This window comes from Leucobacter sp. USHLN153 (assembly GCF_037145615.1).
In the GTDB taxonomy this organism is placed as follows: domain Bacteria; phylum Actinomycetota; class Actinomycetes; order Actinomycetales; family Microbacteriaceae; genus Leucobacter.
The window spans coordinates 81,632-106,215 of the sequence record NZ_JBBCXE010000004.1 but is presented as its reverse complement, the minus strand read 5'-3'; the positions used below and the strand labels follow the sequence as shown (position 1 = coordinate 106,215).

Genomic DNA, 24,584 nt, shown 5'->3' with positions numbered 1-24,584 from the left:
TCGCCCAGCCCTACTCCCCGCGCGCGATCCGCGTCATTTCGTCGCGCGGCACCACCTTGATGCGCTCGCGCCCGTGCGGCTCGCCGAGGCCGAGCTCGTGAGCGTCGAGGCGGTGCCACCCCTCGATCGTCGTGTAGGGCACATCGCGCTGCTCGAGCAGAGCCGGGATCGCCTCGAGCTCGGGCGCCTCGGGCTCCCAGAGCCCGTCCCGGTCCTCGAGCAGGCACTCGAGCGTCTCCATCGCGTCGGACTTGGTATGCCCGATGAGTCCGATGGGGCCGCGCTTAATCCACCCGGTCGCATACACGCCGGGGATCTGCTGACCGTCGAGGTCGACGACGCGCCCCTGCGTGTTCGGGATCACGCCCCGGGCGTCATCGAACGGGATCTCATCGAGCGGCGAGCCGAAGTAGCCCACCGCGCGATAGAGCGACTGGATCGGCACGATCTCGAACTCGCCCGTCTCGACGATGCCGCCCTGCCCGTCGGGCGCGGTGCGCTCCACCTTCAGCCCGGCGACGCGACCCTCCTCGACAACGACCTCGACCGGCTTCGACCAGAAGTGCAGGTGCAGCCGCCGCGTTGCGGGAGCAACCTCGCCTGCCTCGCGCGCGCGCTGCTCGTCGCGCCACTTGTCCATGATGCGGGTCATCACGACGACCTGCTTGTTCTTCGCCAGCACCTCGTCGGCATACGCGTCGTCGTGCGCGAAGTCGCGTTCGTCGATCACCATGTCGACGTCGCGCACCTCCCCGAGCTCCCGCAGCTCGAGCGGCGTGAACTTCACGTACTTCGGCCCGCGCCGTCCGAAGAGGTGCAACTCCTCGATCGGGTTCGCCTCCAATCCCTCGTGCACGTTCTGCGGAATCTCGGTGGGCAGCAGATCCTCGGGGTGCTTGATGAGCATGCGCGAGACGTCGAGAGCGACGTTGCCGTTGCCGACGACGCCGACCGAGCGCGCCTCGAGCGGCCAGGTGCGCGGCACGTCGGGGTGCCCGTCGAACCAGCTCACGAAGTCCGCGGCGCCGTACGAGCCCTCAGCATCGATGCCGGGAATCTCGAGCGCGGCATCGCGGATCGCCCCGGTCGAGAAGATCACCGCGTGGTAGTGGCGCTTGAGGTCGTCGAGCGTGATGTCCTGCCCGTACCGTACATTCCCGAAGTAGCGGATCCGGTCCTCCCCCGTCTCTCCGGACTCCGCGCGGTCGAGCACATCGCGTAGCGCGGTGATGATGCCCTTGATGCGCGGGTGATCGGGCGAGACACCGTAGCGCACGAGACCGTAGGGTGCCGGCAGCTGCTCAAACAGGTCGATCTCGACGGTGAAATCGCGATCCGCCTTCAACAGCAGATCGGCGGCGTAGATACCCGCCGGGCCCGCTCCCACAATCGCCAGTCGCATCTTGCTCATCGCTCGAAAATTCCTTCCAGGTCCGAGGATCGCCACGGCGTCCTCGGGGTTCGACGGGGGTGGGTGGCGCTCAGCCTTCGCGGTTGACGATCGAGTCCGCCATACGCTCGAGCGCGCGCTTCACCGACGACTTCGGCAGCGCGTCGAGCGCCCGCACGGCGTCCTCGGCCCAGCGGTGCGCGGTCGCCTCGGTCTCGCGCGTCACCTCGTGCGTTTGCAGCGCCGCGACCTCGGGATCGAGCAGCGAGGGGTCAGCGCCGTTCTCGATCTCGGCGACTCCCGCCCTGATCCGCTCGAGCAGCGCCGCATCGTCCGCGTTACCCGCTGCGGCGCGATCCTGCAGCAGCAAGTACGGCAGCGTGACGACGCCCGCGCGCAGGTCGGTGCCCGCGCGCTTGCCCGTCTGCTCCTTCTTGGGCGACAGGTCGATCACGTCGTCGATGAGCTGGAACGCCACGCCGATCCGCTCGCCGTACTCGGTCACCGGGTCGAGGTACTCCGCGGGCGCGTCGCCGAACATGGCACCCATGCGGGCGGCCGTCGCGATCAGCGCGCCCGTCTTATCGGCGAGCACCTGAATGTAGTGCGCCTTCGGGTCATCACTCTCTTGCGGGCCGACGGTCTCGTGCAGCTGGCCGAGGCACAGACGCTCGAAGGTGCGGGCCTGCAGCAGAATCGCATCCTCACCCATGCCCGACACGAGGGACGATGCTCGAGCAAAGAGGAGGTCGCCGGCGAGGATCGCCACCGAGTTCGACCACACGGTCTGCGCTGCGGGCACTCCGCGGCGCAGCTTCGCGTCGTCCATGACGTCGTCGTGGTACAGCGACGCGAGGTGGGTCATCTCCACGGCCTCGGCCGCGCGGCGCACGAACTCGTTCGGGCCGGTTCCGAGCTCGCTCGAAAGCAGGGTGAGCACCGGGCGGATCCGCTTCCCGCCTGCACCCATCAGGTACCGGGCGGGCGCATCGGCGACCGGCGACGCGAATCGCAGGTGTTCCGTGAGCTCCGACTCGATGAGCTCGAGCTGATCCTGAATCTGCTTCGCCTGTCGGCGATCGGCGGCGCCGCGGAACAGGCGCATCGGCAGTGCCTGCGTCGCCGTGTCGGCGGCCTCGAGACGGCTCACTGCGCGTCTCCGTTCGGCACCGCCGGCTTCGGTGCAGCAGGCTTCGGTGCGTTTGACTTTGGGGCGTCTGGCTTGGGCGAAGCGGGCTTCGGCGCAGCGGGCTTCGGTGCGGCGGGCTTCGGTGCGGCAGGCATGGACGCAGCAGGCTTCGCGGCAGGCTTGGACGCAGCAGGCTTCGCGGCAGCAGGCTTCGGGGAAACCGGCTTCTTCGGGGCAGCAGGATCCTTCGCCGCCGCAGGCTTCGGGGAAACCGGCTTCTTCGGGGCAGCAGGATCCTTCGCCGCCGCAGGCTTCGTCGCTGCAGCTGGCTTCATACCTGCCTCCGGCTGCTTCACCGCTGCGGACTTCGTCGCCGAGGTCTTCGACGCTGCCGGCTTCTCGCCCGAGGGCTTCGACACGGCGGCGGACCCCGCGGACGCGGGCTTCTTCGCTGCGGCGGGCTTCTTCACTGCGGCGGGCTTCGCGGGCTCCGCAGTGACGGGCTTCGGCGCCTCGCGCGGCACGAATCCGCGGTGCAGCGCGACGATTCCGAAGGTCAGGTTGCGGTACGCCACGCGCTCGAGTCCTGCCTCGCGCATCCACGCGGCGAGTTCAGTCTGATTCGGCCACGCCTCGATCGACTCGTTGAGGTAGCGGTAGGCCTGGGCCGCCTCGCGGTTGATCGCGCCCGCAACCCGCGGCAGCACGTGACGCCCGTAGAACGCGTACGGCCCGCGCACGAAACCCGAGGGCGGGGTGGAGAACTCGGCGATGACGACGCGCCCGCCCGGCTTCACGACGCGTCGCATCTCCGCGAGCGCCGCCTTCGGGTCGTTGACGTTGCGCAGCCCGTACGAGATGGTCGCGGCGTCGAAGCTGTCGTCCTCGAACGGCAGCTGGGTCGCATCGGCCCACTGGAACTCGATGAGCTTGTTGCCGGCGTGACGCTTCCGCCCCTCGGCGAGCATGCCCTCCGAGAAGTCGGCGGCGACGACGTGCGCTCCGTGGGCGGCGAGCGCCGCCGAGGAGGTGCCGGTGCCCGCAGCGAGGTCGAGAATGCGCATGCCCGGGCGAGGCGCGACGGCCTTCGTCGTCGCCACGCGCCACAGACGATCGTTTCCGACGGTCAACACGTCGTTGATCAGGTCATAACGCGGGGAGACCTCATCGAACATGGCGGAAACATCGGAGGCATGCTTGGTCGCGGTATCGGGACGAGTCACCCCACCATCGTATCCCGTGCGTCTCCACAACTCATGGGTTGATCTGGCGCCGCGCGATCGTCGAGGAGTACCTCTCCCACGGGGCACCTCAGGCGGGAGGGGTAGATTGGCAGGGTGACGAGCTCCCCTTCGGCCGCTGCTCCGGCTCCCCGCCTACGCGCGATCACTCGGCCGCTCGACCAGGTTCCCGAGCTCGTCGGGCTCGCCGACCCCGAGCACCCCCTGATCTGGACTCGCGGCGACCGCGGTTGCGTCGGCGTCGGGGAGGCGCTGCGACTGACGTTCACTGGGCCTCGCCGGTTTACTGAAGCCGCTGAGGAGTGGCGCCGGATCGCGCGCACCGCGATCATCGACGACCCCGTGGGAATGCCCGGCTCGGGCCTCGTTGCACTCGGAACGTTCGCCTTCGCCGACTCCAGCGCCGCCGAGAGCGTGCTCATCGTGCCGCGGGTGCTTATCGCGCGACACCGCGGACGCGCCTGGATCACCGAGATCACGAACCTCGACACCGGCGCCGGCACCGGGCAGCAGACCGAGATCGCCGCCCCCGAACCGCAGCCGCGAGGCTTTTGGGAGGGCGTCGCCATGCACGATCGCACCCTCGAAAGTGGCGACGACTCGGTTTCGGCGTATATCGCCGGCGTTCGCGAGGCGGGGCGGCGGATCGCGCGGAGCGAGTTCGAAAAAATCGTCATTGCGCGCCAGCTCGAGGGCGAGCTTCCGGTCGGCTCCGACCTGCGTATCCCGCTCGAGCGGCTCGCGCGTCAATACCTCGACTGCTGGACCTTTGCGGTTGACGGCTTCATCGGTGCGAGCCCGGAGACGCTCGTGCGCTCGACCGGCGGAGCCGTGTCGGCGCGCGTGCTCGCCGGAACACGCGGACGGCACGCTGAGAACGAGGCCCGAGATCTCCGCGCGCGCGACGAGTTGCTCACGAGCGCGAAAGAACAGCACGAGCACGCATTCGCGGTGCAGAGTGTGGTGACCGCGCTGTCGCCGCTCGTTCGCGACCTGCACACCAGCGAGGAGCCATTCCCACTGCGGCTCCCGAACGTCTGGCACCTCGCCACGGATCTCGGCGCCGCGCTCGGCGAGGAGAGCTCGTCGATCGAGCTCGTCGATGCGCTGCATCCGACCGCTGCGGTCGCGGGGACGCCGACCTCGGCCGCGGTCGCCGCCATCGCCGAACTCGAACCGTTCGATCGGGGGCGCTACTCGGGCGCCGTGGGTTGGATCGACGCGGCGGGCGACGGCGAGTGGGTCATTGGCCTGCGCTGCGCTCAGGTCGACACGGCGACTCCGGCGTCCGGCGAGCGGCGCGTGATCGCGAGCGCGGGCGGTGGCATCGTCGCCGGTTCAGACCCCGAGCACGAACTCGGGGAGACCGTGTCGAAGTTCCGGCCGATCTCCGAGGCGTTCGCGCGCTGACTCGCGATAGCCCCCGGCTACGGCCAACGAAGATCCTGCGAGTCGACGACCCGCTGCCGCTCCGCCGCCACGTCGAAATCCGGCTCGGGCCAGTGCGGGCTGAGCTTCGCGAGCTCGTCGATCACGATGCGCTGCACCGCCACCCGCGCGTACCACTTCGCATTCGCGGGAACGACGTACCAGGGCGCCTCCGGTGAGTCTGTGCGGTCGATCGCCGTCTGAAACGCCTCCATGTACGCGGGCCAGAGCAGGCGTTCGTCGACGTCACCCGGGTTGTATTTCCAGTACTTCTCGGGATCGTCGAGTCGAGAGAGCAGTCGCTCCGCCTGCTCCTCCGGAGAGATGTGCAGCATGATCTTGACGACACGCACTCCTTCGGCCGTGATCCGCCGCTCGAAATCGACGATCGCGCCGTAGCGTCGTTCGATCTCCTCGGGCGGAGCGTAGCCGCGTACCTTCTGCACGAGCACGTCCTCGTAGTGCGAGCGGTCGAAGACGCCGATGATGCCAGGCCCCGGCACTCGCGGCTCCACGCGCCAGAGGAAGTCGTGCGACCGTTCCTCCTCGGTGGGCGCCTTGAACGCCGTGAGCGCGAGCCCGTACGGCTCGGTCTGCGCGAAGACGTGGTTGACGATGCCGCCCTTGCCCGCCGCGTCCATCGCCTGCAGCACGACGAGCAATCGCCGCTGGTCACCGAGACGGCTCTGGGCGAAGAGCTTCTCCTGCAGCACTCGTAGCTCAGGGGTCGCGCGCACGAGTTCGCGCTCGCCCTCGTGTTTGCGGGCCTCCGTGCCCGGCCGCGCGTCGGGGTCGATCTCGCGGAGATCGAAACCCTCTCGTACGCGCAGCAGCGCGCTGACATCATCGGTCCAGAACTGTTGCGCCATCACCGTCGTCCCTTCGTGCTCGTGCGCTCCACTGTAGAGGGAAGCACCGACATTCACTCGGGGCCGGCGGTTCCCGTCGCGACATCGGCAGCAGCACTGGCATCACCAGCAGCACGGGCATCACCAGCAGCACTGGCATCATCAGCAGCACTGGCATCATCAGCAGCGGCATCACCCGCGAGACCGACCGCGCCAGCCGCACCATCCGCGCCGGGCGCCGCCTCGTCGCTCGCACCGAGCGGCACCTCGACGAGGCTCGGCCCTGTCACCGGCTCCGTGAGCAGACGCTCGAGTTCGCTCCGGGTCGAAACGCGCCGGTACTCCCAGCCATAGGCCGCGGCGAGCGCGGCGAAGTCGGCGCGCTGCGGCGTGCGCATCACGCGCGAGAACGCATCGGGATTGGCCGTGCCTGCGACCTCAAGGCCGTCGAAGATCGTGCCGCCTCCGTCGTTCCCGACGAAGAGCTGCACCCGCGGTCGGCGCTCGCCCTCGAGCAGCAGCAAGGAGGAGGCGTCGTGCAGGGTCGCGAGGTCACCGATCAGCACACGCGTGGTGCCGGCGCCGCGCGCCGGATCCTCGACGTCCTGACTCGCCGTCGCGATGCCGAGCGCCGTCGCGATCGTGCCGTCGATCCCCGCAAGACCTCGGTTCGCGTGCACGCTCACGCGCCGCGCGGGGGCCAGCGCGTCGAGCACCCGCACGAGCCTCGACGCCGCGACGACGAGCCGATCATGCGGCCAAGTGCCGCGCCACACGCTCTCCACGAGGAGTTCCCGCGAGATCGGCTCGCGCATCGCCGCAACCTCAGCCCGCGCGTACGCGTTGCGTTCCTTGTAGCCCGCGGCGGTCGCGGCGTCGAGATCGGGCTCGTGCACCGTGCTCCGCTTGCGTTGGAGGGCGCGGTCCGCGACCACCCAGGCACCCAGCCAGCGTCGCAGCGCGCGCGGGTCGTGCTCGGGCGAAACCCGGGCCGAGCGCACCACCCGAGCGCTGCGTCCGGCGACGTGCTCGACCCCCGGGCCCGCGTGCGGATCCACGACGACGACTTCAACGTCATCGCGCCTGAACAGGGCGGGCACCTGGCGGGTGAGGGTCGGATGCCCGAAGACGATCGCGCGCTCGACGAGCCCTCCGATCTCTGGGTCGTCGATGAGCGACGCGTACGCGGTGATCGTCTCTCGCCCGAATCGCGCGCCACTCACCGCCTCGGCGAGGAGCGGAAGCCCAGCCTCGTGCGCGAACGCTTCGGCCTCGACACCCGCTCCGGCACCAGCGATCACGACCGCGAGCGCGTCGCCCTCGTGCAGGTACGCTCCGCCGAGATCCGCCGTGGCGGGCTCGGCGCGATCCGCCGCCTGCCCCGCAGTGGGCTCGAGCTCCTTCCGCTCCTCCGCCGCAGCAACGAACCCGGCTGCGATCATGCGATCGAAACCGCTCGTGCCCGAGAGCGGTTCGCGGAAGGCGAGGTTCAGCTGGACGGGCCCGGCCGGAGCGCCACCGGGAATGCCGAGCGCGGCGGCGAGCGCCCGCGAAGCCAGCGCCTCGGGATCGCGGTCGCCCTCGCGCAGCAGGTCGCCGCCGTTCCACTCCGGCGCCGGAGCGTCGATGGACCAGCGGGCGACCGCGTCGAACAGCCCGGCCTGGCGCGTCGTCTGGTTGCTCCGGGTTCCGCGGAGTTCCCTCGGCCTGTCGGCGGTGAGCAGGATCATCGGCACGCGTGCCTCGTGCGCCTCGAGGGCGGCGGGCACCAGGTTCGCGACCGCGGTGCCGCTCGTCACGATCACGGGCGCGGGAATGCCGGTTTCACGCGCAACGCCGAGGGCGAAGAATGCCGCGGATCGCTCGTCGAGCTTGACGTGCACGCGGAGTGCGCCCGCCTCTTCGGCCGCTGCCGCCGCGAGCGCGAGCGCCTGCGAACGCGACCCGGGGCACACCACCACGTCACGCACGCCGCGCCGCACGAACGCGGCGAGCAACTCGACCGCGAAGACCGATGACGCTGCCGGCCCGGGTCCTGTCACGGTTTCGTGTCGCCGTCGGGGCGCGCGTCACCCGCGCTCTTGCCGAGCTCGGGATCCGCGCTCGGCGTCGAGCCGTGTTCCGCTTCGCGATCCCGCGACTTCGCGTCGCCGCGCTCACCCGCGTCCGCAGCCGTCGCACCGCCCCGTCGCTCCTCGCCCGGGAACGTTTCTTCATCGAGCTCTCGAAGGCGCGCCTCGAGATCGCGCATGTGCGCTTCGAGATCGTCGCCCGAGAGCCGCGTTCCCGTAAACCGCGGATCATCGTCGGGTCGCCGCGCCGGTGCCTCGCGCGGCCTCGGCGCGCCCTTGCCGATCAGGAACCACAGCGCGGCCCCGATCACGGGAAGCACGATGATCAGCACGATCCACACCGGTTTACCGACGCCACGAGCACGCGTCGCATCGGTCATCGCCGCATCGACGAGCGCGTACAGCGTGAACGCCACAGCAATGACGATTCCGATAATCACGAACCGCACCATACGGCAATCGTACCCGCCGCGGCTGGGGCCTTACGGGGGCTTGCGCCCAGCGTTGCCACGGGCGTCGCCGCTACACTCGACCGGGTGAAGAACCCCCGCACCGCCTGGATCGTGTACATCGTGCTCCGTCTGCTCTTCTTCGCGGTGCCGTTCGCGATCCTGTACCTGCTCGGCCTGCAGCCGTGGCTCGCGGCCGTGTTCGCTGCGCTCATCGGGGTCGCACTCTCGGTCATCTTCCTCGCGCGTTCGCGCTCCGCCGCATCGCAGAGCATTTACGACTGGCGCAACCGCGAGCGCACCGCGGATGACATCGTCGAGGATGAGGCGGTCGATGCGAGCGAGCCCCACGCGGGCCCGGCCGCACCGCAAGCTCCGGAGACCAGCGCGACCGGTGCAGTCGACGCACCTGACGCAGCGGATGCAGCCGCCGACCGCTCAAAACGCGAAGGCGATCCCGAGTAGCACGCCGTACGCGAGCGCCGCGAAGCTCGTGAGCTGCAGCACGATGATGAGCTCCCGCGGAGTCTTCGCCGTGAGCGTGATGATGATCGCGGGGATCACGAGCAGCAGCACGAACCACACGAGAACCATGCCGGGCACCGCGAGCGCGTAGAACGCCGGGATAATGAACGGCAGGATGACGCAGACGACGTAGAGGATCCGCGAGGCGCGATCCCCCATGCGCACCGCGAGGGTCCGCTTGCCTGCGAGCCGATCGGTCGGGATGTCTCGCAGGTTGTTCACGACGAGCACCGCGACGGCGAAGAGACCGACCCCGGTTCCCGCGATCCAGGGCTCCTGCACATCGATGTCCGTCTGCAGCCATACCGTCCCGACGGTCGCGACGAGCCCGAAGAAGATGAACACGACGACCTCGCCGAGGCCCGCGTACCCATACGGACGCTTGCCACCCGTGTAGAACCAGGCTGCGACGATCGCGACCGCGCCGAGCGCGAGGAACCACCAGCGTCCGCTGATGATGACGGCGGCAAGGCCCGCGACCGCGGCGAGCGCGAAGAAAATGAGCGCCAGCGTGAGCACGCGCTTTGGATTGACGAGCCCTGAGCCGGTGAGGCGCGCGGGGCCGACGCGGTACTCGTCCGTGCCGCGGATGCCGTCGGAGTAGTCGTTCGCGTAGTTCACGCCGATCTGCAGGAACACCGAGACGGCGAGCGCGAGCAGCGCGAGGGGCCATGAGAAATCGCGCACCATGTGGGCGATGCCCGATCCCGCCGCGACGGGGGCGACGGCGAGCGGCAGCGTGCGCAGGCGCGCCCCGCCGACCCAGTTCCGCCAGGTGATGCGCGGTGGCGCGCCGGCCGCGGCCGCTCGCTGCGCCGCGGAACGAACCGCCGGATTCCCCGACTTTCGCGCGTCTCTCGCCCTGCTCACGATTGTTCCTCTCGCCGTCGTACCTCGGTAAAACTCGCCCGCAATCGATCGAGCCATTCGCGGATCGCGCGGTGGTCGGGCTTCCCGCCCGCCAGGCGCGGCAGCGCGTCGATCTCGGTGACCCACTCGGGAACGGCGGCGGGCCCGAGTGCGGCGCGAAGCGCCTCGCGGACCCCTTCGAACCCGGATGGTTCTGTGGGTTCAGCGGCAACGTCAGGGTGGGCGGCATGAGCCAGCCCAACGGGTTGTGGCGGATCGGCGAGCGCTGATCCACCCGCCCCCGTCTGCGCCGTCTCGCGCACGAGCGCCACCCGCTCCCCCCACTCCGGGTGCGGCGTGCTCAGCGCGACCGCGCTCTCCCAGCCCGCCTGCTCGCGCACGACCCGCTCCACCTCGTCGAGCGACACGTTGATGCCGCCGGAGATGATGACGCGGTCGAGTCGACCGGTGACCGTGAGCATGCCGCCAAGCAACTCGCCCGCGTCTCCGGTGCGGTACCAGCGCGTCGGCACACCGTCGCGCCCCACCTCGGTGATGAAGTTGCGGGCGGTGAGCTCTGGGTCGTTCACGTAGCCGAGCGCGAGCGACGAGCCAGCGATCTGCACCTCGCCACCGCGGATCCGCACGCGCGTATCGCCGATCTCCACGCCGTCGTAGACGCACCCGCCCGACGTCTCCGTCATGCCGTAACTGCGCTTCAGGCTCACGCCGAGCGCGTGAGCGCGGCTGCGGAGCTGGAGGCTCACGGCCTGGCCGCCCACGAGCACGGCGTCGAAACGCCGGAGCAACTCGGCCGCCTCGCGATCCTGCTCGGCCACATCGAGTAGCCGCGCGAGCTGCACCGGCACGAGCGAGACGTAGCGCCGCGGGGCCTCAAGCAGCTCCGCGCGCTCGAAAAATGTGGCAGCGTCGAAGTGCCCGTCGAAGAACACCGGCTGCGTGCCCGCGAGTTCGCTGCGCACGAGCATCTGGAGGCCGGAAATCAGGTGCGGCGGGAGGGTGATCAACCACTGGCCGTGCCCGCCGAAGCGCTCCGCGGTCGCCTCGGCGCTGGCCCGGAGTGCCGCGGCCGAGAGCGCGACGGACTTCGGCGTGCCGCTCGATCCCGAGGTCCGCACCACCACCGCCGTGCCACCGGGAAGCTCCTGCTGCTGCAGCGCCGCGATCGCGTCGGCGTCGGAGCCGGGGGCGACCGGAACCACCGGCGCCCCGCCCTGCAGTGCGTCGGCGAGCCCGGCCATGAGCCAGGCGCGGTCCTCGGTGGGGATGGCGCGGAGTCCGTGGTGCGCAGTCACCCGACCAGGGTACTCCGCTGCCGCTGGGTGCGTGCGCCTGCCCGCGGGCCGTGAACGTGGGATCGGGGTAACTTGCCGCGGATGTCGAGGGACGACACCCGCGCTTTCTTACCCCGCACGGGCGAGCCGCTGCGCGCTCAGTAGTAGTAGGGGTACGGACTCCAGTCGGGGTCGCGCTTCTCGAGGAACGAGTCGCGCCCCTCGACCGCCTCGTCGGTGCCGTACGCGAGGCGGGTGGTCTCGCCCGCGAAGAGCTGCTGCCCGACGATCCCGTCGTCGACCGCGTTCATCGCGTACTTCAGCATGCGAATGGCAGTTGGCGACTTCCCGAGGATCGTGCGCGCCCATTCGATGCCCGTGCGTTCGAGCTCAGCGTGCGGCACGACCGCGTTCACGGCGCCGATCTCGCGCGCGCGGTCGGCCGAGTACTCCTCCGCAAGGAAAAAGATCTCGCGAGCGAACTTCTGCCCGACCTGCTTCGCGAAGTAGGCGCTGCCGTAGCCCGCATCGAAGGATCCGACATCCGCGTCCGTCTGCTTGAAGCGGGCGTGCTCGCGGCTCGCGATCGTGAGGTCGCAGACGACGTTCAGGGAGTGCCCCCCACCCGCGGCCCAGCCGGGAACCAGCGCAATGACGACCTTCGGCATGAAGCGGATCAGCCGCTGCACCTCGAGGATGTGCAGCCGGCCGGCGCGCGCAGACGCCTCGGGGCCCACCGCGGTCTCGTCATCGGAGTACTTGTAGCCGTCGCGCCCGCGGATGCGCTGGTCGCCGCCCGAGCAGAACGCCCACCCGCCGTCGCGGGGTGAGGGGCCGTTGCCGGTGAGCAGCACCACGCCGACCTTGGGGTTCACTCGCGCGCGCTCGAGGGCGTCTGCAAGCTCGTCGACGGTGCGGGGGCGGAAGGCGTTGCGTACCTCCGGGCGGTCGAACGCGATGCGCGCGATGCGGCCGTCGAGGCTCAGGTGCGAGGTGATGTCGGTGTAGTGCTCGGCGCCGGGCGCGGTCGCCCACTCGGCGGCGTCGAAGATCTCCGATACGTGCTGCGTCATGCTTCTACACTAGGCGGCTTCACGGGCGGCGCGGCGAGGGTCGGTCGCGCTGAGGTGGACCCGGTACAGGCTCGCCCACGCGGAGAGTCGGCAAGATCCGCAGCCAGGATCAAGTGGGAGGATCAAAGCATGACCGACCCGGCGCCACCCGACTCAGTGCTCCCCCCGCTCGATGCGGTGCTGGAGGCCGCCCACGTCGTCGCGATCCCGACCCGCACGCGCTTCCGCGGGATTACGGTGCGCGAGGCGATGGTGTTCGATGCGCCGCAGGGCGCCAGCGAGTTCTCCCCGTTCGTCGAGTACGACGACGCCGAGGCTGCACCGTGGCTCGCGGCGGCGCTCGACTTCGGGTGGGCGCCGCAGCCCGAGCTGCTCCGTGACCGCATCTCGGTGAACGCGACGGTACCGGCAGTCCCCGCGGCCGATGTCCCCGCGATCCTCGCCCGGTTTCCCGGGTGCACGACGGCCAAGGTGAAGGTCGCCGAGCGCGGACAGTCGCTCGCTGACGACGTCGGTCGCGTAAGCGCTGTGCGAGAGGCGCTCGGGCCGGATGGGTCCGTGCGCGTCGACGCCAACGGCGGGTGGACGGTCGACGAGGCGGTCACGGCGCTGACGCGGCTCGCCGAGTTCGATCTCGACTACGCCGAGCAACCGTGCGCGCGTGTCGGCGAGCTCGCAGAGGCGCGGCGTCGACTGCGGGCGGTGGGTGCCCCCGTGCGCGTCGCGGCGGATGAGAGCGTGAGGAAGGCGGAGGATCCGCTCGCGGTCGCTCGCGCCGGTGCCGCGGACCTGCTCATCATCAAGGCGCAACCGCTCGGCGGAGTGCGTCGCGCGTTGTCGATCGTGCGCGAGGCGGGGCTGCCGGTCGTCGTGTCGAGCGCGCTCGATACGTCCGCGGGCATCGCGATGGGTCTGCACCTGGCTGCCGCGCTCCCCGAGGGGGCGCTCGCCGGAGCGTGCGGGCTCGGCACCGTTGCGCTGCTGAACGGTGATGTCACCGAGTCGCCGCTTCTGCCCGAGGGCGGCTCGATCCCGGTCGAGCGCCCCGCTCTCGACGTGAGCTTGCTCGAGCGCTTTCGCGCGGCTCCGGATCGCGAGGCGTGGTGGCGGCAGCGCGTCGAGCGCACGTACGCGCGGCTCTGATCCGCCGCCTTCACCCCGTGCGGCGGCCGAACGACAGCATGGTGCGGCGCCGTCCGAGAGACCGCAGGGCCGCTCAGCCCTTCAGACCGGGAAAGTCCTCCTCGCGCCACTCGCTCGCGATCCGTTCCCCGGCGGCGTGCGCCGCCTCCTCGCGCTGCCGAAGCTCGACGCGGCGGATCTTGCCCGAGGTCGTCTTCGGGAGTTCGAAGAACTCGACGCGCCGCACGCGCATGTAGGGAGGGAGCGCGACTCGGGCGTGAGCCAGGATCTCTCGTGCGGCCGTCTCGTTGGCTTCCACGCCTGCGGCGAGAGCGACGTACGCCTTGGTCACGTTCAACCGGGTGTCGTCCGGCGCTCCCACCACGGCCGCTTCGGTAACGAACGCGTGCTCGATGAGCGCGCTTTCGACCTCGAACGGCGAGACCTTATAATCGCTCGACTTGAAGATGTCGTCAGTGCGCCCGACGAACGTGAGCACTCCGCGGTCGTCGCGCTGTGCGACGTCGCCCGTGTGAAAGAGCCCGCCGCGAGTCGCCCGCGCCGTCGCCTCGGGATCGCCGTAGTAGCCGGGCATGAGGTTCACCGGGCGGTTCGGCTCGAGCCGCAGGCAGATCTCGCCCTCCTCCGCTTCGGCCCCCGTCAGGGGATCGATGAGCACCGCGTCGACGCCGGGCAGCGGCTGGCCCATCGCGCCCGGGACGATCGGGTCACCGGGCAGGTTGCCGATGAGCGCGGTCGTCTCCGTCTGGCCGTAGCCGTCGCGGATCTCGAGGCCCCACCACTCACGGATGCGCGCAATGACCTCGGGGTTGAGCGGCTCACCCGCCGACACGATCTCTCGCAGGCCCCGGGGCTTCTGCTCGAGCTTGCTCTGGATGAGCATGCGCCACACCGTGGGCGGCGCGCAGAACGTACTGACGCCCACGCGATCGAGCTCAGACACCAGGAACTCAGCATCGAAGCGCGCGTAGTTCGCGACGAAGATCGTGGCCCCCACGTGCCAGGGGCCGAAGAAGCTCGACCAGGCGTGCTTGGCCCAGCCGGGCGCGCTGATCACGAGATGCGTGTCACCCGGCCGCACTCCGAGCCACGACAGGGTCGTCAGGTGTCCGAGCGGGTAGCTCGTGTGGGAGTGCACGACGATCTTCGGCAGGCTCGTCGTGCCCGAGGTGAAGTAGAGGAGCGCCGGATCACCGCTCGTCGTCGACTTCGCGATCGGGGCGAGCGACGCCGCGGAAGACTCCTCGTACCGCTCCCAGTCGAACAGGCTTGCTCGCTGATCATCGGTCGCGGCGTCGAATCCCACGCCGATGCCGCGGTAGTCCCCCGGCACCTCACGGAACTTCACCGCGTCCTCGGCCGCCGCGAACACCCAGCGCACGGTGCCGCGCTCGACGCGATCGACCAGCTCCTGCGAGCCGAGCACGACCGACGTGGGGAGCAGAACCACGCCGATCTTCATCGCGGCGAGCATGATCTCCCACAGCTCGACGCGGTTGCCGAGCATGAGCATCGCCACGTCGCCGCGCTTCGCTCCAATGCTCGTCATCCAATTCGCGACCTGATCGGACCGCTGCTTGAGCTGCGCGAAGGTGCGCTTCAGTTCGCTGCCGTCTTCCTCCGCGATCCAGAGCGCCGGGGTGTGATTACCCGCGGCGATGACGTCGAACACATCATGCGCCCAGTTGAAGGTCGGCCCGACGTCGGGCCACGAGAAATCTTCGCGCTGCCGCTGGGGCTCACCGGCGCGGGCCAGCAGCTCGTCTCGAGCGGAGAAGAAAACGGCGGACGGGTCGATCTCGGTCATGCCTCTATTCTGGGGCCCACCGCCGACATTCATTGAACGCGAGGACGAGAAAACCCCCGCCGCATTCGCGACGAGGGTTTTGCAGTGGTGCGCCCCGAGGGATTCGAACCCCCGACCTTCTGATCCGTAGTCAGATGCTCTATCCAGCTGAGCTAGGGGCGCATGTTGGTGACCCAACTCGAAAGACTCTACACGAGCGCCGAGAGAAACGAAAATCGGGCCACCGCGCCATACGCGCCGCGCGTGTCGTTCGCTCGCGGTACCCTGGATGCCGTGTCACAGACCCCTGAGCTCGCACGCGCCGAGTCCCTGATCCGCGAGATCCCGAATTACCCGTCGCCGGGCATCCTCTTCCGCGACATCACCCCGCTCCTTGCGGATCCTCGCGCGTTCCCCACGACCGTCGACGCCCTCATCGAGCCGTTCCATGGCACGTTCGATGTCGTTGCTGGGCTCGAAGCGCGCGGCTTTCTCCTCGCGAGCGCCGCGTCGTACGCCAGCGAAACCGGCCTGATGCCGATCCGCAAGGCTGGAAAGCTGCCCCGACCGGCCGCGAGCGTCGGCTACTCGCTTGAGTACGGCACCGCGGAGGTCGAAGCGCACGATGACTTCGCCCCCGGCACGCGCGTGCTGCTCATCGACGATGTACTGGCAACCGGTGGCACGCTGGCCGCAGCCCACCAGCTCATCGAGCAGCTGGGCTACGTCGCAGCGGGCACCTCGGTGCTGTTCGAGATCGACGGCCTGGGCGGCCGCGAAGCGGTCGCCGATCCCTCGCTGCACACGGTCTTCCGCAGCTAGCCGCTACGCGTCCCTGCCGATCCGCCGCCGAAGCGCGAGAAGCACGCCGCCCGCGAGCACCAGAACCGCCGCCGTCCCCAGGCTGGCTCCGAGCGCCCGCCCGCCCGTGATGGAGAGGTTCGCGGGCGACATGGGGGGCGGCGATACGCCGGGGACGCCGGGCACGGGTGTCACCGGGCCAGGAACGACGGGTGTCGCCGGGTTCGGTGTGAGGACCACTGTCGAGGGCTCCGAGGTCAACGGCTCGTGGGGAACGGCAGGGACCGTCACCGTTGCGGTCGCCGTGTTGCTCACCTTCGGCGCACCCGACACGAGATCCGCGGCCACAACGGTGTAGCTCGCGGCGCACGTGATGCTCTCGCCGGGCAACAACCTCGAAGGTTCTGCCGGGCAATCGACCTCGGACAGCTCGCCTTGACCCGTGAACTCGAGCTCGTTCACTCTGGGCTCCGTGACGGACACGTTGCCGGTGTTCGTAACCTCGAAGGAGTACGTCACGATCTGCCCCGCCTCGGAGATCGTTGAGACGTCGGCGGTCTTCACAAACGACAGCCCGGGAGCAGGCTCAGTCACGAGCACCGCAGTCGAGGGATCGGACGGTGCCGTCGGGTCGCCGCCGAGCGTCGTGCCGGTCACGGTCGCCGTGTTGGTCACTCCACCCGCGTCGATATCCTCCTGCATCACCGTGTAGGTCGCGGAACAGGTGACGTCATCACCCGGCGCGAGCGGCTCGAGTGCCGGGCACTCGATCCCGGACAGTTCCCCGGCGCCCGAGAACTCCGTCTCGTCGATCACAAAGTCAGCGAGCGTCACGTTCCCGCTGTTCGTGATGCGGAATGCATAGTCGACGACCTGCCCGACTTCGACGGAGTCCGAGTTCACGTCCTTCACGATCGAAATGGCCGGGGTCTGGACAACAGGGATCTCCACCGTCGACGGGTCTGACACAATCGGTGTCTCTGGAATCGACGGAATGCCCGTCGCCGTCGCTGTGTTGACCAGCATTCCCCCTGCGTCGATGTCTGCTTGCGTGAGCGCGTAGGAAGCCGAGCAGGTCGTGTACTGCCCCGGGTAGAGAGTCGTGTCAGGGCAGTCGACTTCCGAGGGTTCAGCGGAGCCGGAGAACGCAACCTCGTCGACCCCGATGTCGGTGAGTGTCACGTTCCCCGAGTTGGTCACTTGGAACTCGTAATTCACCAGCTGTCCGGCCGCAGAGACCGACGCGGTGTCAGCCGTTTTCTCGAGGACGATTCCCGGGGCCGGCGTCACCGGAATCACGTAGGACGAGGGGTCGGAGGTGATGGGTTCGTCGGCACCTGGCGGTGTACCGATCGCCGTCGCCGAGTTGTTCACCTGGCCCGCTTCGACGTCCGCCTGGGTCAGCGTGTACGTTGCAGAGCACAGAGCCTGGTCTTCCGGCGCAAGCACGGTCTCATCGCAGGTGATCTCGGAGAGCTCGCCTGTTCCGGAGAACTCCCCTTCAACGACGGATACATCAGCGAGCGCGACATTTCCGGTATTGGTCACGACGAAGTGGTAGGTGTACTCCTGTCCCGCCGCGATCACGTCGTCGACCGGTCCGTCTGCGGACTTCACGATCGAAAGGCCGGGGCTCGGCGCTTCCGCGGGATTCGACGTCAATGAAGGATTCGACACGATTTCGGCGCCGCTCGGAACGACGCCGGTCGCGGTCGCCGTATTCTCGACGGCTCCCGCCACCACGTCGTCTGCCGTGATGACGTACGGCTGATCCGCCTCGCACGACGTGCCCTCACCCGCAGCGAGTTCCGTCACCTCGCACGTCACCGCACCCGCCTTGGGGTCGTCGATCGCGAGACCGGTCACCGTAACGTCACCCGCGTTTTCCACATCGAAGGAGTACTGGATCGTATCCCCCGCGTCCGTAATTCCGTTCCCGTTGACATCGACGGGGTCTCCCGCTCGCTTCACGAGATCGAGCGCCGGGCTCTCGAACGTCACCGTTGCGGTGCCCGGTTCATTCAGCCCCACCACGCTCACGTCGTTCGGACCGTTCGTGTAGGCGCCCGCGGTGTCGGAGGTGACCTGCACTGTCACGGAGCAGGAGGCCTCTCCGGCGTCGAGATTTCCAGACACCTCGATGCGGCTCCCCCCATCGGGCGCGGTCACCACGCCCTCCGAGCAGGTCGTCTCGGCAGTTGCTGACCCCGCAATTGTGAGGCCATCCGGGAGATCGTCTGCGAACGACCATTCTGCCTTCGCCGCAAGCTCCGAAGTATTCGTGATCGTGAAGGTCAGGTCAGCGGGTTCGCCCGTTGTCACGAGCGACGGGCTGAAGGTCTTATCGAGTTGCGGTGTGACGTCGATGATCCCGAGATTGTCGAATGATGCGTCGTTTCCCAAACCTGAACCGTTGCCGTTCGTGAGGCGGATCCCCACCGACCCGCCGCCGAAGAGGAACGCTTCGTCCGGCGTGTAGGTTCCGACGTTCACCGCGATGGCGGCCACCGTTCCTACGGCGGGGACCGTCAAGGTGCTCCCTGTCGCGCAGGTGTCGATCACGTCACCCACGGGTTCCGCGGCGCCGCCGTCATCGAGGATCCAGAACTGGAAGAGCGGGCCTGAGCGGAAGCAGTTCATGGCCGCCGTGTCCACCGTGAACGTCAAGAAGCGACCCGATGCGGTGGCCAGCGGAATATTCGTCACCGTCTCGATCTGCTTGCGATCCGGACCCGGATCGCCGCCGTCAGAGTACGACGACACCGCGTAATTGCCGTTCGGACTTGCCGCTCCCGCGTGCTGGCCGAGCGCGTACGCGAGCTGCCGGACCCGGCTGATCGCGATGTCCTGCTGACCGCTGCCCAAGTGACGCGGGCAGTTTGTCCATCCAGCGCCGGGACCCATACTGAACCGCCCCACCAGGCCATTGCAGTTGGTGAGCCACTGAGGGTCAGCGGCGTACCTCTGGCCGGTCGCCCCGACATAGTTCGAAACGAGCACGGGTGAGTCCGAAGCGCCCGCCTCGAAGTCCTCCATGAACACCTCGGTGCCCGGTTGCGGGTCGCCGGGGGTGCCGGGCACCGCGGTCGCAAGCGTCGGCGCGGCCAGCGATCCGCCACCTGCGGCGACGACGGCGAGCGCGATCGCTATCGCGCTCAGTTGAGAGAGGAAGCCGAGACGTCGGCGACGAGCGGGGTGTTTCTCCGACCGGGCTACACCACTCGCGATGCCGAACCGTCTCGTACGCATTTGCGACCCCCTTGCTTCATGCGCGGCCTTGCGCATGTGCTGGAAAACTCCTGCAAATCCATTCGATAGTAAGCACAAGATCGTCGGAATGGGTATGCCGCAAGAGCAAGCGGTCTTGAAGATCGCATGCCGACCGGGATCCCGTCGGAACCGAGGCTCAGGACTACCGGTTGCCCTCTGACTGGTGATCGCGGGCGGATCCCCCCACCTCGTCCGGCAATTGGTCAATCGGCACCAGCACGATGTCCTGGATCTTCCAGTCGAGTTCAACGCAACCGTCTCGCGCCGCGACGAGCTCATCCAGGGAGGGCACCGCCCCGGAGGCAGGGACGATGAACGACTCGACGTGGAAGACGTGACCCTGATCCCTCACGCGCGACCCGACTTCGCTCGCCCACGGGAGCGCACGCAAGTAGTCGTCGACCTTGCACGCAACCGGGTGCGGCTTGCCGTCATCGAACGTGGTGGCGCGCGTATCCATGAGGTCGGTGATCGCGGCGCGCATGTTCTTGAAGCCGTCCCAAACGATGCCCGCCGCGATGAAGAGTGCGGCAGCGGCGTCAGCCCACCACAGCCCGAAACCGATTCCCACGACTCCGACGATCGAACCCGCGGCCGTGGTCCAGTCCGCCTTATTCATGTCGGCGTCCGCATAGAGCACCTTGTCGTGCAGATCCTTCGCGAGACGCATCTTCACGCGGCCGAAGTAGATCGGCAGCGGGATGGTCAGGGCCATCACGAGGATCATGAGCCAGCCAAGCCATACTTGGTGCCCGAAGAGCACGACTGAGCCGATCGGCGGGTGCTCAGCACTGACGAGCCCGCTCACCGAGTCGACGATCAGAAACACACCCATCGCGAACAGTGCGACACCCGCCACCAGGTGCGCGACACCCACCGCACGGTGAAAGCCGTAAGGATACTTTTCGGTCGGTCGCTTGTTGACCACCTTTACCGCGATGAGAAACGCGATCGGCGGAGCGAGCGAGAGCATGTCCTCGATCCAGGCCGCCTTCATCGCCTGGGAGTTCCCCATCACGATGTACACGAGCGCGATCGTCACAACGAGGAAGAGCAGACTGAACCATTCGAGGCGGATCGCCCGGCGCAAAGCCGCCGCTTGTTTCGCGGGCAGTTCCGTGTGCCCGAACCTCGCCGTCACTGCGTGCCACCCTGTTCCATCAAGAACCGCTCGAGTTCGACCAGAAACGCGTTCTCCCCCATTCGTACGACCATGACGTGCTTCCGCACTTTTCCATCGCGCTTCTCTTCGGTGTACGGGCGAGTGACCGCGCCGAACTCCTCCCAGGGCGTCTGGTCGGTGAAGCCGCCGATGACGACGTCGAGGTCGCCCCGTTCAAGGGCCTCCATGAGCTGCTCTTCGCCGCTTTCCGTCCACTCGATATCCGAGTCCAGATCTTTCGCGAACCCTCGGATCAGTTTCGGCTCGATGCCCTCAGGGTCACCGGTGTCGGAGGTCTCCACCCACGGCGTGTGCTGCGAAACTCCGACTCGCATGGTGCCTCCTGAGACCCGCTCGAGCGTGCCATCTGGATCAACCGGAAACGTCGAAGAACATCCCGTGAGCAGCGCCAACACGGTAATCACGACGACCACGCGAATTCTCCCCATATCCAGACGATACGAAGGAACGCGGTACCGCTCAACTCGCACGCCAAACGATGCCCGGGCCTGGCTTTTCTGTCGGCGCAGTGCTACGTGGGCGTGACTTACTCTTCAGCCATCTCCACCAGCGCGCTCTGCATCGAGGGAGCAAACGGGGTCGCGACCGCAAGCCCCTCGCGCAGCGAGGTGAGCCGCGACAGGCTGCCTAGAGACACGAACAATTCACGAAGGAGAGACCCAATGAGCATGCTCGATGACGCTGCGGATCAGACCAAAGACGCAGTAAAGCAGAAGCGCCAGGAAGCCGCGGAGGAGCGCAAGTCGGACCAGGACGCAGCGTCCGGCGAACCCGCCAGCGACCCGGAATCCGACACGACAACTGACTAGCCTCGTTGCGTCCCGCGCGGAAAACCCGGTCGGTTGCGCAGCATGGTGAGTGAAAGAGGTCTGAGGACTGGGTGCGCTACTGCGCGTGCTGGCTGAATCACTCAAGGAGAGAGCGCCGCATGCGGAAACGCTCGCCCGCAGCGGCTCCGCGTCATGAGGTGGCGCAGGATTGTGAACTGTAGCAAGGCGGCGCTGGTTCGATGGTTCAGGTTCTTGCTACACACAGAAACTTTTCTGTGGCCCCAGTGTCCCGGCGTATCTCGTGCTCCCCACCCCCCTTTTTTCACGAGATGCGGCCGGGCCACTGTTGTTTCGGCTGGGTTTCGCGGTCAGGATCTCGTGCCGTCGTTCCGCGGCAGCACGGAGCGGCTCCTTACGTGCAACGGCGAACTGACTCGCGCTGCGAGCGCGTCTCACCGTCACTCCGGTCGTAGCTCCAACGAGCCTCTTGCACGGCGCACCGCGTCCGTACTCCGCCTCATTGAGCCCGCGTAGGCCCCGCTTACGTGAAGAGGCCCGCGGGTGCTCTTTCGAACAGCCACGGGCCTCTTCGCGCATCGCTTGCGTCAGATCGCCTGCGCGTCGTCGAACTTGTCGTGCAGTGCGTCGCGGCTCGAGACGCCGAGCTTCCGCATGATGCGATACATATGGCTATCGACTGTACGCACACTCACGATCAGCCGTCCCGCGATCTCCTGATTGCTCAGGCCAGCGACCGCGAGGCGCGCCACTTCTTTTTCGCGCTTCGAGAGCGTGCCGCCGAGCCCGACGAATCGTGTCTTGTTCAGCGACCGCGAACCGTTATTCATGCGGAGGCGGTGTTCGCGCTGCTGCGCCTGCTCAAGCAGCTCCGCGTTGCGGTCGTCACCGGCGAGCTTCGCGGCTCGTGCGTACGCGGCGAGCGCGAGCCCGAGGCGCCCGTACTTCTCGATCTCACAGGCCGAAGCGAAGACCGCCTCCGCATCACCCCTCGCGCTCGCTGCCCAATAGCGTGCCTGCTCGCCGTGCACCGCGGTGTCGGGGAAGGTCTCAATGAGGCGCAACGTCTCCACCAGCCGCTCATCGTCCATCTGGATCTCGATCGACGCCAACATATTGAGTTGGGCAGCGAAGATCGCTCCGCGTTCTCTCAGCGCAATCGCTGCCGCCCAGAGTCGATTCGCGGCCGCTTCAAAGTCTCCGTCCAGCACCTCGACCTGCGTGTCAGCCCAGCTGGCACTCTGTCCAGGGAGGGCAAGTTCGAGGGCTCCGGCTTCTCGAAGCATTTCGGAATACTTTCTGGTGAGCGAAACCTGCCCCCGCGCCGCAGCAAGAAGTGAGGCCGAGACGAGGGTGATCTCACGTGTGCCGATCGGAAGCGGAGAGAGCTCTCCGGTTGAAAGCACGACATCGACCAACTCCCCAAGGGCCTGGGTGTCGCCGGAGTAGAGATGTGCGTACGCATTGGCTGCAGCGAACACACGGAACGCAAAAACATCGAGATTCCCTCGCGCCTCCTCGAGCCCGTTAACCAGGTCGCGAAAGCCGAGTTCGTAGTCTCCCTGCGCGAGCATGCTCACGCCCTGCAGGGCCCGAGCGTAGGCATTCTTTCCCTGCGGGTCGAGGCGCCTGAGCTCGTCGTAGACCCGATTCCCGTCCCTCAGTCGGCCAGAGATCACCATCACTCGAAGCTGTGCCTCGAGAAGTGCAATCTGCACGGCAGACGGGAGATCATCAGTGACCTCGAGCACTACGGCATACCCCTCGGGGACAGCGCGCAAATCAGCGAGAATCGTAATGCGACGGGCGTCGAGCATTCTTCCATAGCTTGCGAGCTCGGGGGCATGTTCCGAGAGGAGCGCCAACGCGTCGTCAACGCGCTCGCCGTTGTACGCGAGCCATTCCGCATGACGCAAGAAATATTCGGCGCGGGCGGGGATGTCTCCGCTTTGTGAATTCGTTTTCTCGAATACCCTCTCGATGATCGGTGCCGTCGTGCTGGGGCCCATCTGCATCAGCACCTCGACGTAGGCATTCGCAGTGTAGACGGTGGGGTTCTTTTCCCACTCGTAGCCCGCCACGACATGCTGTGTCCGCAGGTTTTCTCGCAGCATGCCTGCGAAAAGCGCATCTTGGGTTTCTCCGGCCAGGTCGATGCCGGCCCAGCTCTGGTCGAATTCAAAGCTCGATGCCGCTGAGCCGAGAATGGCGACGATGTTCTCCCCGAGCCGAATACGACGAGCTGACAGCGGATCATGTCGGAAGTAACTCGTGAACAGGGGAGGCACGACGGAGACATAGCTTCGTGAAGCGCCCTGCACGAAGGCGATCATCGATCGCTCTTCCAAGACCTCAAGCGTGTTCCACTCGACGAGAGTCTTCACGGTTTCCACATCTGCGAGCCCCAGCATGGCAATGGTCTCGAGTGCGTCCCGCGCGTCCGACTCCAAGCTCTCGAGGTGCATCTCCATGATTCCTCGAAGCGCCGAACTCCACAGCTCACCCGTGGCTGTCCACATTTGTCCGTCGACCTGCGCCAGCCGCCCCTCGCGAACCGTGACGTCAATGAGCGCGAGCGCTAACCCGATATTGCCGCCGCTCTTCGCATAAATACGCCGCGAGGTGCCGGAGTCGATCACGCCGCCGATGTACTCGCAGATGGCCGCGTCCAGCTCCTCGAAGCGCAGCGGAAGCATGTCGATCACGTAGGTGGGTTCGAGTGTCGACGCTGGCAGCCCGCTCGGAGTGTGCCGGGCGCGAAGCCCCTGCAGTCGCGACAGGACAATGGGCACGCCCGTGGTACGTCGCACATACTCGATCACGCCCCAGGAGGCCTCATCGAGGTCGTCCCAGTCGTCGAGGAAGAACACGCACTGCGACTTCTCGACGATTTCAGTGAGCTGGCGCCCGACGTCTTCGATCACGCCGTCGAAGCGGCGCGCGGGCGTGAGCTCGGCAATCCCGGCAAGCGCGATCGCGGCGAACGGGTTCTGCTTCAGTGACGCAACGCCGCGCACCGAGAAGATCGTCCAATCGAGATCCTCCAGGCGCGTAGCCAGCGCCTGCATGAAGGCGGATCGGCCGCTTCCGCGGCTTCCCACCACGTCGACACTCAGACCAGCCTCGACGAGGCTCTGCGCCTTCGTCAAGCTCCGATCTCGACCCTTCACGGAAGGTGCCCCCCTCCTCATCGACCGCACCGTCCTTCGCTCACAGTAACACGCAAGCTTGCCGCTGCGGCAGGGGCCGTTGCGAACTTGTCGCCCGACGAAAACTCACTCGCGCTTCGATGAGTACGGAGCTGAACGTGGGAA

General features: G+C 67.7%; 19 protein-coding genes and 1 tRNA gene. 5 read left to right on the top strand and 15 right to left on the bottom strand.

What is annotated here, in order from left to right; genetic code table 11:
* Window positions 1-10: 10 nt before the first annotated feature.
* The 3 genes from WFH00_RS08420 to WFH00_RS08410 all read right to left on the bottom strand — a co-directional run bounded on the left by WFH00_RS08420 (window position 11) and on the right by WFH00_RS08410 (window position 3,742).
* Window positions 11-1,411, bottom strand: coding sequence for an FAD-dependent oxidoreductase (locus tag WFH00_RS08420; protein WP_336660356.1), 1,401 nt, complete (start codon window positions 1,409-1,411; stop codon window positions 11-13).
* A gap of 70 nt (window positions 1,412-1,481) precedes the next feature.
* Window positions 1,482-2,495 (bottom strand): polyprenyl synthetase family protein, encoded by a 1,014-nt coding sequence (locus WFH00_RS08415; protein WP_336660664.1) that lies wholly within the window; start codon window positions 2,493-2,495, stop codon window positions 1,482-1,484.
* Window positions 2,496-2,536: 41 nt separating this feature from the next.
* Complete coding sequence (locus WFH00_RS08410; protein WP_336660355.1) at window positions 2,537-3,742, bottom strand: class I SAM-dependent methyltransferase; 1,206 nt, start codon at window positions 3,740-3,742, stop codon at window positions 2,537-2,539.
* Between the two features lie 114 nt (window positions 3,743-3,856).
* On the opposite strand from WFH00_RS08410, the gene WFH00_RS08405 reads away from it, so the two are divergent.
* Entirely contained in the window at window positions 3,857-5,170 is a 1,314-nt protein-coding gene (locus WFH00_RS08405) for an isochorismate synthase (protein ID WP_336660354.1), read from the top strand.
* Between the two features lie 17 nt (window positions 5,171-5,187).
* On the opposite strand, the gene WFH00_RS08400 is transcribed toward WFH00_RS08405, so the two are convergent.
* The 3 genes from WFH00_RS08400 to WFH00_RS08390 are packed head-to-tail and all read right to left on the bottom strand — an operon-like array spanning window position 5,188 to window position 8,560.
* Window positions 5,188-6,057: a PPK2 family polyphosphate kinase gene (locus WFH00_RS08400; protein ID WP_336660353.1), complete on the bottom strand. Its 870-nt coding sequence runs from the start codon at window positions 6,055-6,057 to the stop codon at window positions 5,188-5,190.
* Window positions 6,058-6,110: 53 nt separating this feature from the next.
* On the bottom strand, window positions 6,111-8,078 hold the full coding sequence (menD, locus tag WFH00_RS08395; protein ID WP_336660352.1) for a 2-succinyl-5-enolpyruvyl-6-hydroxy-3-cyclohexene-1-carboxylic-acid synthase: 1,968 nt from the start codon (window positions 8,076-8,078) through the stop codon (window positions 6,111-6,113).
* Window positions 8,075-8,560, bottom strand: coding sequence for a PLD nuclease N-terminal domain-containing protein (locus tag WFH00_RS08390; protein ID WP_336660351.1), 486 nt, complete (start codon window positions 8,558-8,560; stop codon window positions 8,075-8,077). The genes menD and WFH00_RS08390 overlap by 4 nt, the downstream gene beginning before the upstream one ends.
* Before the next feature lie 84 nt (window positions 8,561-8,644).
* Here WFH00_RS08390 and WFH00_RS08385 point away from each other — a divergent pair, with 84 nt between their 5' ends.
* Entirely contained in the window at window positions 8,645-9,022 is a 378-nt protein-coding gene (locus WFH00_RS08385) for a DUF4229 domain-containing protein (protein ID WP_336660350.1), read from the top strand.
* Here WFH00_RS08385 and WFH00_RS08380 read toward each other — a convergent pair.
* The 3 genes from WFH00_RS08380 to WFH00_RS08370 all read right to left on the bottom strand — a co-directional run bounded on the left by WFH00_RS08380 (window position 8,996) and on the right by WFH00_RS08370 (window position 12,299).
* The gene (locus WFH00_RS08380) at window positions 8,996-9,952 is read right to left on the bottom strand and encodes a 1,4-dihydroxy-2-naphthoate polyprenyltransferase (RefSeq protein WP_336660349.1); all 957 of its coding nucleotides are present in this window, start codon (window positions 9,950-9,952) and stop codon (window positions 8,996-8,998) included. The genes WFH00_RS08385 and WFH00_RS08380 overlap by 27 nt on opposite strands.
* The gene (locus WFH00_RS08375; protein ID WP_336660348.1) at window positions 9,949-11,247 is read right to left on the bottom strand and encodes an AMP-binding protein; all 1,299 of its coding nucleotides are present in this window, start codon (window positions 11,245-11,247) and stop codon (window positions 9,949-9,951) included. The genes WFH00_RS08380 and WFH00_RS08375 overlap by 4 nt, the downstream gene beginning before the upstream one ends.
* Window positions 11,248-11,384: 137 nt before the next feature.
* Entirely contained in the window at window positions 11,385-12,299 is a 915-nt protein-coding gene (locus tag WFH00_RS08370; protein WP_336660347.1) for a 1,4-dihydroxy-2-naphthoyl-CoA synthase, read from the bottom strand.
* Between the two features lie 129 nt (window positions 12,300-12,428).
* Between WFH00_RS08370 and WFH00_RS08365 the strand changes: the two genes are divergently transcribed.
* The gene (locus tag WFH00_RS08365; protein ID WP_336660346.1) at window positions 12,429-13,442 is read left to right on the top strand and encodes an o-succinylbenzoate synthase; all 1,014 of its coding nucleotides are present in this window, start codon (window positions 12,429-12,431) and stop codon (window positions 13,440-13,442) included.
* Window positions 13,443-13,515: 73 nt separating this feature from the next.
* Here WFH00_RS08365 and WFH00_RS08360 read toward each other — a convergent pair whose 3' ends face one another.
* Together WFH00_RS08360 and WFH00_RS08355 are read right to left on the bottom strand one after the other, a co-directional pair.
* Window positions 13,516-15,249, bottom strand: coding sequence for an AMP-binding protein (locus WFH00_RS08360; RefSeq protein ID WP_336660344.1), 1,734 nt, complete (start codon window positions 15,247-15,249; stop codon window positions 13,516-13,518).
* 85 nt (window positions 15,250-15,334) lie between these two features.
* Window positions 15,335-15,411, bottom strand: a tRNA-Arg gene (locus WFH00_RS08355).
* A 102-nt stretch (window positions 15,412-15,513) separates the two neighbouring features.
* Between WFH00_RS08355 and WFH00_RS08350 the strand changes: the two genes are divergently transcribed.
* Window positions 15,514-16,050: an adenine phosphoribosyltransferase gene (locus tag WFH00_RS08350; protein ID WP_442918829.1), complete on the top strand. Its 537-nt coding sequence runs from the start codon at window positions 15,514-15,516 to the stop codon at window positions 16,048-16,050.
* Between the two features lie 3 nt (window positions 16,051-16,053).
* On the opposite strand, the gene WFH00_RS08345 is transcribed toward WFH00_RS08350, so the two are convergent.
* The 3 genes from WFH00_RS08345 to WFH00_RS08335 form a co-directional block, all read right to left on the bottom strand.
* Entirely contained in the window at window positions 16,054-19,278 is a 3,225-nt protein-coding gene (locus WFH00_RS08345; RefSeq protein ID WP_336660341.1) for a DUF7507 domain-containing protein, read from the bottom strand.
* 163 nt (window positions 19,279-19,441) lie between these two features.
* Window positions 19,442-20,440: a cation transporter gene (locus tag WFH00_RS08340; protein WP_336660340.1), complete on the bottom strand. Its 999-nt coding sequence runs from the start codon at window positions 20,438-20,440 to the stop codon at window positions 19,442-19,444.
* Window positions 20,437-20,910 carry a transporter substrate-binding domain-containing protein gene (locus WFH00_RS08335; protein ID WP_336660338.1) on the bottom strand — a complete coding sequence of 158 codons (474 nt, stop codon included), beginning with the start codon at window positions 20,908-20,910 and terminating at the stop codon, window positions 20,437-20,439. Before WFH00_RS08335 ends, WFH00_RS08340 begins: the two co-directional genes overlap by 4 nt.
* Window positions 20,911-21,144: 234 nt before the next feature.
* On the opposite strand from WFH00_RS08335, the gene WFH00_RS08330 reads away from it, so the two are divergent.
* Entirely contained in the window at window positions 21,145-21,291 is a 147-nt protein-coding gene (locus WFH00_RS08330; RefSeq protein ID WP_336660336.1) for a hypothetical protein, read from the top strand.
* 566 nt (window positions 21,292-21,857) lie between these two features.
* Here WFH00_RS08330 and WFH00_RS08325 read toward each other — a convergent pair.
* Window positions 21,858-24,419, bottom strand: coding sequence for a helix-turn-helix transcriptional regulator (locus WFH00_RS08325; RefSeq protein WP_336660335.1), 2,562 nt, complete (start codon window positions 24,417-24,419; stop codon window positions 21,858-21,860).
* Window positions 24,420-24,584 lie beyond the last annotated feature (165 nt).